Here is a 10,192-nt window from a genome sequence, read left to right as displayed (position 1 = left end):
CCACCTGCCACTGAACGGCCGGTACCGACCGGCACGTTCGACGAGTACGACCAGAACGGAGCAAGAGGCAAGGATGACTGTCGAGGAAACGAACCTGGCCGCCGTCGCCACCTGGGCGGCGCTCTACAACACCGATCCGGACCGGATGATCGACGAGTGCTACGCCGTCGACCCCGAGGTGGTCGCTCCCGAGGAGCTGCGCATCACCGACTCGGCCACCTTCCACGCGATGGAGAAGGCCGGGCGCGAGGCGATGCCCGACCGGCACTCCGAGGTGTTGAGCACCGCCGCCGTCGGCGACCGGGTCTTCGTCGAAGGCGTCATGACCGGCACCAACCCCGTCAACGGGACGCCGCTGCGGGTGCACTGGATGAGCGTGCTGACCTTCGCGGACGGTCTGATCGTCAAGGACCGGACCTACATGGACTGGTCGGTCTTCAAGGACTTCAACCGCACCGCCGAGTACCGCGCCGCCGACGCCGGACTCGACCTGACCGCAACCGCAGGCCCGACCCCGGCCACCGACCGGCCCACCACCACAGGAGCGACCATGACCACCGCCGAGCCGCTGCCCAGCACCGACTCCATCTCCGCCTTCTACGACATCGCCTCCCAGGTGCTCTGCGAGCTGTGGGACGAGAGCTTCCACGCCGGCTACTGGGAGTCCGAGGCCGACGACAGCTCCAACAAGGTCGCCGCGGACCGGATGACGGACGAGATGATCGGGCTGCTGGCGCCGGTGGACGGCGCCGAGATCCTGGACGTCGGCTGCGGCATCGGCACCCCGGCCTTCCGGCTGGCCGGCGCCGCCCGGGCGCGGGTGCGCGGGATCTCCATCAACGAGGCGCAGGTGGTGGAGGCCAACCGGCGGGCCGGCGAGCGCGGGCTGGCCGACCGGGTCTCCTTCGACCACGGCGACGCGCTGGCGCTGCCCTACGCCGATGCGTCCTACGATGCCGCCTGGGCCTTCGAGTCGCTCATCCACATGGACCGCCTGGCCGCGCTGCGCGAGATCAGCCGGGTGCTCAAGCCCGGCGCCCGGCTCGTCGTGGCGGACCTGCTGCAGACCGGCCCGCTCGACGAGGCGGACCAGGAGCTGGTCCGCGACGGCCTGCAGCGGATGTCGGCCAGCCCGATGCTGACCGAGGCCGAGTACCGCGCGCTCGTCGCGGAGGCCGGCTTCGAGCTGGAGGAGTTCCGCGACGTCAGCCGGCACACCGCCAAGATGGCCACCCGCATGGTGGAGTCCACCGACCGGCGCTACGACGAGATGGTCGCCCGCTTCGGCGAGGAGGCCATCGAGCTGATGGACCTCATCCGCTCGCCCGCCGCCCAGCTGCCCGAGATGGGCTACCTGCTCGCCGCCCTGCGCAAGCCCGCGTAACGGCGCCGACCGGTCGGTGGCGGCCCGCCCGGCCGGGCGGGCCGCCACCGCGCCCCGACGGGGTTTGGGCGCGGCGGCCGGGAGACAGGATCCATGAGTGATCTTCACGCAGTGCCACACGATCGAGCAGTGCTTTCGAGAACGGGGACGAACTCACCATGACCGCACCTGACGCGGACGCCGGCCTGTGGGCCCGGCGCTTCCACCCGGCTCCGCTGGCCCCCAGCCGACTGGTCTGCTTTCCGCACGCGGGCGGCTCGGCGAGCTTCTTCTTCCCGGTGTCGGCCGCGCTGAGCCCCGGCGCCGATGTCATCGCCCTGCAGTACCCCGGCCGCCAGGACCGGCGCGCGGAGCCGTGCATCGAGGACATCCACCGGCTGGCCGACGCGCTGCTCCCGGTGCTGCGCCCGCTGACCGACCGGCCGTTGACCTTCTTCGGCCACAGCATGGGGGCACTGATCGCCTTCGAGGCCGCCCGGCGCCTGGAGCGCGACGGCGAGGGCCCGGTGCACCTGTTCGCCTCGGGCCGCCGGGCCCCCTCCCGCTACCGGGAGGACGAGGACGTGCACAAGCGCGACGACGAGGGCGTGGTGGCCGAGGTGCGCTCGCTGAGCGGGACCGACCCGCAGGTCTTCGCCGACGAGGAGCTGCTGCGCATGGTGCTGCCGGCGCTGCGCAGCGACTACAAGGCGGTGGAGACCTACCGCAGCGAGCCCGGCTCGGTGCTCCGCTGCCCGATCACCGCCCTGACCGGTGACAACGACCCCAAGACCACGATCGACGAGGCGCGCGCCTGGCAGGAGCACACCTCGGCGGCGTTCGACCTCCAGGTCTTCCAGGGCGGGCACTTCTACCTGAGCGGCCGGCCGGGCGAGGTCATGAAGGTGCTCTCCGCGCACCTCGACGCGGTGGCCGCCGAGGCCTGACCAGTCGACGAAAGGGCCGTGGCGGGCGATGCGACAAGCATCGCCCGCCACGGCCCTTTTCGCGTCCGGGCGCGTCCGGGCGGGGACGGGTGGCGGCTGACCAGCCCGGATATACCGATCTCTTGACTGTCGTCACAGGCGCGGCATACTGGCCTCACTCCCCGCTGAGCCGATTGAGGTGCCGCCGATGGAGCTCTCCCCCTCTGCCCATGTGGACACGTTCTGCCGTGACCGGCTGCCACCGGCCGAGCAGTGGCCGGAACTGCTCTTCGAACTGCCGGAGTTGGCCTACCCCGAGCGGCTGAACTGCGCCGCGGCGCTGCTCGACGACACCATCGAGGCGTTCGGCGCGGACCGGCGCTGCCTGATCACGCCGACCGAGGAGTGGAGCTACCGGGACCTGCGCCGCCGCGCCGACCAGGTCGCCCAGGTGCTGACCGAGGACCTCGGCGTGGTGCCCGGCAACCGGGTGCTGCTGCGCGGACCCAACAACCCCTGGCTGGTGGCCTGTTGGCTGGGCGTGCTGAAGGCCGGCGCGGTGGCCGTCAGCACCGTGCCGCTGCTGCGCGCGCACGAGCTCTCCGCCCTGCACGAGATCAGCGCGCCGGTGGTCGCGCTCTGCGACCACCGCTTCCTGCCGGAGCTGGCCGCCGCGCGCACCCCGGGGCTGGTGACGCTCGGTTACGGCGGCGCCGGACCGGAGGACCTGGCGGCGCGCTGCGCGGCCAAGGAGGGGGTCTTCACCGCCGTGCCCACCGCGGCCGACGACGTGGCGCTGATCGCCTTCACCTCGGGCACCACCGGGCGGCCGAAGGCTACCCTGCACTTCCACCGGGACGTGCTGGCCAATGCCGACACCTTCTCCCGCCACGTGCTGCGGCCCGCGCCGGACGACCTGTTCGCCGGCACGCCGCCGCTGGCCTTCACCTTCGGCCTCGGCGGCCTGGTGGTCTTCCCGCTGCGGGCCGGTGCCGCGGCACTGCTGCTGGAACAGCCCGGCGCCGAGCAACTGGCCGAGCAGGTGGCACGGCACGGCGCCACCGTGCTCTTCACCGCCCCCACCGCCTACCGGGCGATCATGTCGGCCGGGCTCACCGACCGGCTGGCGGGCGTGCGCCGCTGCGTCTCGGCCGGCGAGTTCCTGCCCGCCGCGCTCTGGGAGGCGTTCCACCGGGCCACCGGGATCAAGCTGATCGACGGCATCGGCGCCACCGAGATGCTGCACGTGTTCATCTCGGCCGCCGACGGCGAGATCCGCCCGGGCGCCACCGGTCGGCCGGTGCCGGGGTTCCGGGCCGCCGTGCTGGACCGGGCGGGCGCACCGGTGCCCGACGGGCAGCCCGGGCTGCTGGCGGTGAAGGGCCCGACCGGCTGCCGCTACCTGGACGACGAGCGGCAGGCCGACTACGTGCGCGACGGCTGGAACATCACCGGTGACACCTATGTCCGGGACCAGGACGGCTACTTCTGGTACCAGGCGCGCAGCGACGACATGATCGTCTCGGCCGGCTACAACATCGCCGGCCCCGAGGTCGAGCAGGCCCTGATCGAGCATCCGCAGGTCGCGGACTGCGCGGTGGCCGGGGCGCCCGACGAGCGGCGCGGCATGATCGTCAAGGCCTTCGTGGTGCTGCGCGAGGGCGTCCCGGCCGGGCCCGAGACGGCCCGGGAGCTGCAGGACTTCGTCAAGCGCAGTATCGCGCCCTACAAGTACCCGCGCGCGGTGGAGTTCGTCGCCGCGCTGCCCCGCAACTCCAGCGGCAAGGTGCACCGGGCCGAACTGCGGCGCTGGGCCCGGGCCGGCCTGCCCGAGCCGGGGGCGGGGGAGGGGGTCGCGGAGCCGACGCCGGCGAGTGTGGTGGTCGAGCGCCGGGTGGAGTGGTCGGACACCGACGCGGCGGGCCACTACCACTTCTCCGCCGTCCAGCGCTGGGTGGAGGCCGCGGAGGCGGTGCTGCTGCGCCGGCTCGGCCTGGCCGCGCTGTTCGGCAGCATCCCGCGGGTCCACTTCGAGGCGGACTACCGGGAGCGGCTCTGGTTCGGCGACACCGTCCGGGTCGAGTTCAAGGTGGCGAAGGTGGGCAACTCCTCGCTGCACTACGCCTTCGAGGTGCACGGGCCGCAGGGCCTGGCCGCCGGCGGGCGGATGGCGGTGGTGCACTCGGCGGCCCACGCCAAGGGCAGCGTGCCGTGGCCCGAGGAGGCCCGGCGGGCCCTGTCGGGGGCCGGTGCCCAGGAGCCGGAGACCTACCGGTGAGCCCGCTGCGCCCGGTGGGCACGGGTGCGCGTATCGCGTGCTCTTGACGGTCGTGGAATAACCGCAATACCTTGGAATCGCCGGACCACGGGAGGTCGTCGTGCGGGTAGCAGTCATCGGAGGCGGGCCGGGCGGGCTCTACTTCGCGGCCCTGGCCAAGCAGCTCTCCGCCGAGTGGGAGATCACCGTCTGGGAGCGCAACGCCCGCGAGGCGGCCCTCGGCTTCGGCGTCGTCTTCTCCGACGAGACCCTGGACGGCATCGCCCAGGCCGACCCGGCCGTCTTCGCCGCGATGTCCGCCGAGTTCGCCCGCTGGAGCGACATCGACGTCCGGCACCGGGGGCAGCTGCGCACCTCCGGCGGCCACGGCTTCGCCGCGCTGGACCGCAACCGGCTGCGCGAGATCCTGCAACAGCGCTGCGCCGAGCTGGGCGTGGACGTGCGCTACGGCACCCCGGCCCCGCCGGTCGAGCAACTGCGGGCCGGCTACGACCTGGTGGTCGCCGCCGACGGCATCCGCTCGGCCACCCGCGAGGCCTTCGCCGCGAGCTTCGGCCCGCAGTTGGACGAGCGGCACAGCCGCTACATGTGGCTCGCCACCGACAAGGTCTTCGAGGCCTTCACCTTCATCGTGGCGCAGCACGACTTCGGCGTCCTGCAGGTGCACGCCTACCCGTACAGTGCGCAGCGCTCCACCTTCATCGTGGAGATCGCCGAACAGGCCTGGCAGCGCGCCGGGTTCGCGGCCCTGGCCGAATCGGAGCCGGCCCGCGGCGAGAGCGATCTGGCGAGCGTGCGGCGCTGCGAGGAGCTCCTGGCCGAGCACCTGGACGGCCACCGGCTGATCCCCAACGCCTCGCGGTGGATCCGCTTCGAGACCGTGCGCAACGCCTGCTGGCGGCACGAGAACGTGGTGCTGCTGGGGGATGCCGCGCACAGCGCCCACTTCTCGATCGGCTCGGGCACCAAACTGGCCATGGAGGACGCCCTCGCGCTCGCCGCCGGCCTGCACGAACACGCCACCGTGACCGAGGCGTTGGCGGCCTACGAGGCCGAGCGCCGCCCGGTGGTGGAGTCGACCCAGCGGGCCGCCCAGGCGAGCCTGGAGTGGTTCGAGGGCATAGGCCGCTACGCCGACCAGCCGATCGACCAGTTCGCCTTCAACCTGCTCACCCGCAGCCGCCGGGTCACCTATGAGAACCTGCGCGAACGGGACGCCGGCTTCGTGGCCGCCGTCAGCCGGGCGCAGGGGCTGGACGGCGAGAGCGGCGCGCAGGGCGTGCTGCCGCCGATGTTCCAGCCGCTGAAGCTGGGCCAACTCGTGCTGTGCAACCGGGTGGTGGTGCCGCCGCTGGCCACCTTCACGGCCACCGGTGCCTGCCCGGGCGCCTTCGAACAGGCCCAGCTCGCGGCGCACGCCCTCGGCGGCGCCGGCCTGGTCTTCGCGGGGATGACCGCCGTCAGTCCGCAGGGCCGGACCACCCCCGGCTGCCCGGGGCTGTGGACGGACGAGCAGGAGGCGGCCTGGCGCGCCGTCGTGCGGGCCGTCCGCGAGGTCAGCGACACCCCGCTGGGCATCCAGCTCACCCACGCCGGGCGCCGCGGCGCCACCGCGCCGCCCGGCCCGGACGGGATCGGCCGGCCACTGGGCGCGTCCGGCTGGCCCACCCTGGCGGCCTCCCCGCTCGCCTGGGGCCCGGGACACCCCGTGCCGCACGAGGCGAGCCGGGCGGAACTCGCCGCCGTCACCGCGGACTTCGCCCAGGCGGCGGCCCGCGCCGAGCGCGCCGGGTTCGACGCGCTGGAGCTGCAGTTCGGCCACGGCCAGCTGCTCTCCGGCTTCCTGTCGCCGCTCACCAACCAGCGCACCGACCGCTACGGCGGCCCGCTGGACAACCGGCTGCGCCTGCCGCTGGAGGTGCTGGCCGCGGTGCGTGCCGCCTGGCCCGCCGGCAAGCCGCTGGTGGTGCGGATCTCGGCCGCCGACTGGGCGCCGGGCGGCACCACCGAGGCCGAGGCGGTCGCGATCTGCCGGGCGCTGGCCGCGGGCGGTGCGGACGCCGTCGACGTCTCCACCGGCGAGGTCGTGGCCGACCAGCGGCCGCCCTACGGCCGCAGCTACCAGACCCCGTTCGCCGATCTGATCCGCAACGCCACCGGGGTGCCGACCATCGCGGTCGGCGCCATCTCCAGCTACGACGACGTCAATTCGATCCTGCTGGCCGGGCGGGCCGACCTGGTCGCGGTCGGCCGGGCCCACCTCTACGACCCGCTCTGGACCCTGCACGCAGCCGCCGAACAGGGCTACACCGGCCCCGGGGTGTGCTGGCCGGCCCCGTGGCAGCCCGGCAGCCGCAAACCCCCGGGCCCGCGCGCCGACCGGGTGCCGCCCCGCCTCGAACTGCTGCGCGCGCCCGCGGCGCCCGTCCACCGGCGCTGGCTCCCGGCCTAGGAGGAGAGAGAACCGATGCTCCAGCTGCCCCGCTTCACCGCCGCCGCCGTCCAGGCCGCCCCGGTCTACCTGGACGCCGCCGCCACCGTCGACAAGGCCGTCGCCCTGATCCGGGAGGCGGCCGGCAACGGCGCCGAACTGGTCGTGCTGCCCGAGGTGTTCGTCCCCGGCTACCCCTACTGGAACTGGACCATGAACCCCGTCCAGGGCTCGCCCTGGTACGAACGCCTCTACCGCGCCTCGATCGACATCCCCGGCCCTGAGGTGGAGACCCTGCGCGACGCCGCTCGCCGGGCCGGTGTGGTGCTCGTGGTCGGCGTCAACGAGCGCGGCGCGCACAGCCTCGGGGTGCTCTACAACACCCTGCTGACCATCGGCGCGGACGGCGAACTGCTGGGTGTGCACCGCAAGCTGGTGCCGACCTGGGCCGAGAAGCTGACCTGGACCGGCGGCGACGGCAGCTCGCTGCGGGTGCACCGCACCGCCGTCGGCCCGCTCGGCGCCCTGGCCTGCGGTGAGAACACCAACACCCTGGCCCGCTTCGCCCTGCTGGCCCAGGGCGAACTCGTGCACGCCGCAAGCTACATCGCGCTCCCGGTGGCCCCCGAGGACTACGACATGGCGGACGCCATCGCGCTGCGCACCGCTGCCCACAGCTTCGAGGGCAAGGTCTTCTCGGTGGTCTCCTGCTCCACCATCTCGCCCGAGATGGTGGACCTGATCGCCGGCGAGGACGAGAGCGTGCGCAAGCAACTGGCGCGCAAGCGCAGCGCGTTGTCCGGGATCTTCGGCCCCGACGGCCGCCCGGTCGGCGAGCCGCTGGTCGACGAGGAGGGCATCGTGTACGCCGAGATCGACCTCGGCCGGTGCATCCAGCCCAAGCAGATGCACGACATCATCGGGCACTACAACCGCTTCGACGTCTTTCAGCTCCAGTTCGACAACCGCCCGCGCGGCCCGCTGGCCTTCACCGCCCCCGCCGCGGACCAGCCCGCCCCCGACCCCACCGCACCCCTTGTCGATCGGGAGGAAGCATGACCGGCAACGACAGCTACGACGACCGCAGGATCGGTCGGGCCAGGGTCTCCGACAGCCAAGAACTGCTGGCCTACTACGACGAGTTGGCCAAGCTGGAGGCCGGTGCCCTGTGGACGGTCGCCAACGAGATCGAGCCCTGGTACCCGCAGCCCAAGTCCGTGCCGGTGCTCTGGCGCTACGCCGACCTGCGCCCGCTGGTGCACCGCGCCCTGCCGCTGGTCAAGGCCGACGACGCCGGGCGGCGCGTGGTCATGCTGGTCAACCCCGGCCGCCGGGACATCAGCGCCGCCGTCGGCCTGCTCTACACCGGCCTGCAGATCATGGGCCCCGGTGAGGCGATGACCGCCCACCGTCACCAGGCCGCCGCGCTGCGCTTCGTCCACGAGGGCACCGGTGCGTGGACCATCGTGGACGGCCAGAAGCTGCGGGTCGGCCCCCGCGACTTCGCCATCACCCCGAACGGCAGCTGGCACGAGCACGGCAACGAGTCCGAGGAGGCGCCCGTCGTCTGGCAGGACGGCCTGGACATCCCCCTGGTCAACGCCCTGGACGCGGGCTTCTACGAGGTCCACCCGGAGCTGTACCAGCGGCCCGGAAAGGTCGTCAACTCCTCCCTGCTCAGCTACAGCGGCAACCTGCTGCCGTACGGCATGGAGAAGTGGACCCGCCCGTACTCCCCGGTCTTCGGCTACCCCTGGGAGCCGAGCTACCAGGCCCTGCTGGACCTCGCCAAGGCCAGTGCGGGCTCCCCGTACGACGGCGTCATCATGCAGTACGCCAACCCGCTCACCGGCGGCCCGGTGATGCCCACCATGGGCGCCCACCTCCAGCTGCTCCGGCCGGGCCAGGCCACCACCGCGCACCGCCACACCGGCTCGGTGGTCTACACGGCCGCCAAGGGGCGGGGGTACTCGGTGATCGCCGGGCGCCGCTTCGACTGGCAGCAGGGCGACATCTTCTGCGTGCCCTCCTGGGCCTGGCACGAGCACGTGAACCTCGACCAGGGCGAGGACGCCTGCCTGTTCTCCTTCAACGACTTCCCGGTCATGGACTCGCTGACCTTCACCCGGGAGGAGGCCTACTTCGAGCACGGCGGCCACCAGCCGATCGTCCAGGACAGCGACAAGTAACCGCCCCGCCGCCCCTCTGCAAGGAGCCAACGATGCGCCTGGTCAGCTACTCACCGAACGACGCCCGCGACGCCCGCGACGCCCGCGACCCGATCGGCGCGGGCGAGCCCGTCCGGTACCTGGGCGCCCAGCTCGGCGACCGCGTGGTCGACCTCGCCACGCTGGCCGGCGCGGCCGGCACCGAGCTGCCCGGCGACCTGCTCGCGCTCGTCCGGGCCGGGCAGCCGGCCCTGGACGCGGCGCGGGCCCTGCTCACCGCCGGCGAGGCCGCCGGCTGGCCGCCCGCCGCCGTGCACGCGCTCGACGAGGTCCGGCTCTGGGCCCCGCTGCGCCCCGGCAAGGTCGTCGGCGTCGGACTCAACTACGTCGAGCACGTCGCCGAGTCCAGCCGCACCCTGGACACCGACCGCGAACTGCCCGACCGCCCGGTGCTGTTCTCCAAGCCCGCCACCGCGATCACCGGTCCGGGGCAGCCGATCCTGCACAACGCCGACCTGACCGAACAGCTCGACTGGGAGTGCGAACTCGCCGTCGTCATCGGCCGCAAGGCGTTCCGGGTGGCCGAACAGGACGCCTGGCAGCACGTGTTCGGCTACAGCATCATCAACGACATCAGCGCCCGCGACCAGCGCCGCTCCGGCCAGTGGTTCTTCTCCAAGGGCCAGGACTCCTACGCCCCGTTCGGCCCCGCCGTGCTGACCGCCGACGAGATCGCCGACCCGCACGACCTCGAACTCGGCCTCACCGTCAACGGCGAGACCAAGCAGCACTCCAACACCCGCCACATGCTCTTCCGGATCCCGCGGCTGATCGCCGACATCTCCTCCGGCATGACCCTCGAACCCGGCGACGTCATCGCCACCGGCTCGCCCTCCGGGGTCGGCGCCGGACTGGTCCCGCCGCAGTTCCTCCAGCCGGGCGACCTGGTGGAGGCCACCATCCAGCACATCGGCACCCTCGCCAACCCGGTCCTGGACGCCCGCTGACGCCGCCCCCCGACAAGGA

7 protein-coding genes and 1 pseudogene are annotated in these 10,192 nt (G+C 73.1%); all 8 read left to right on the top strand.

Annotated elements, in window-relative coordinates; translation table 11 throughout:
- Positions 1-73: 73 nt before the first annotated feature.
- The 8 genes and pseudogenes from OG500_RS07460 (at position 74) to OG500_RS07425 (ending at position 10,173) form a co-directional block, all read left to right on the top strand.
- Positions 74-1,384 (top strand): methyltransferase domain-containing protein, encoded by a 1,311-nt coding sequence (locus tag OG500_RS07460; protein WP_327065606.1) that lies wholly within the window; start codon positions 74-76, stop codon positions 1,382-1,384.
- Positions 1,385-1,542: 158 nt separating this feature from the next.
- Positions 1,543-2,310 (top strand): thioesterase II family protein, encoded by a 768-nt coding sequence (locus tag OG500_RS07455; protein ID WP_329577945.1) that lies wholly within the window; start codon positions 1,543-1,545, stop codon positions 2,308-2,310.
- A 187-nt stretch (positions 2,311-2,497) separates the two neighbouring features.
- A pseudogene (locus tag OG500_RS07450) lies at positions 2,498-4,096 on the top strand (AMP-binding protein); the annotation flags it as partial.
- Entirely contained in the window at positions 4,076-4,567 is a 492-nt protein-coding gene (locus OG500_RS07445) for an acyl-CoA thioesterase (protein WP_327071468.1), read from the top strand. The pseudogene OG500_RS07450 and the gene OG500_RS07445, both read left to right, overlap by 21 nt.
- A 100-nt stretch (positions 4,568-4,667) precedes the next feature.
- Positions 4,668-7,019, top strand: coding sequence for an oxidoreductase (locus tag OG500_RS07440; protein WP_329577942.1), 2,352 nt, complete (start codon positions 4,668-4,670; stop codon positions 7,017-7,019).
- Between the two features lie 15 nt (positions 7,020-7,034).
- On the top strand, positions 7,035-8,057 hold the full coding sequence (locus tag OG500_RS07435; RefSeq protein ID WP_327065603.1) for a carbon-nitrogen hydrolase family protein: 1,023 nt from the start codon (positions 7,035-7,037) through the stop codon (positions 8,055-8,057).
- A complete protein-coding gene (locus tag OG500_RS07430) occupies positions 8,054-9,187 on the top strand; it encodes a cupin domain-containing protein (RefSeq protein ID WP_329577939.1) in 1,134 nt (377 codons plus the stop codon). The genes OG500_RS07435 and OG500_RS07430 overlap by 4 nt, the downstream gene beginning before the upstream one ends.
- 32 nt (positions 9,188-9,219) lie before the next feature.
- Positions 9,220-10,173, top strand: coding sequence for a fumarylacetoacetate hydrolase family protein (locus tag OG500_RS07425; RefSeq protein WP_329577936.1), 954 nt, complete (start codon positions 9,220-9,222; stop codon positions 10,171-10,173).
- Positions 10,174-10,192 lie beyond the last annotated feature (19 nt).

This window comes from Kitasatospora sp. NBC_01250, from assembly GCF_036226465.1.
GTDB lineage: Bacteria > Actinomycetota > Actinomycetes > Streptomycetales > Streptomycetaceae > Kitasatospora.
This window is presented reverse-complemented; position numbering and strand designations above follow the sequence as displayed.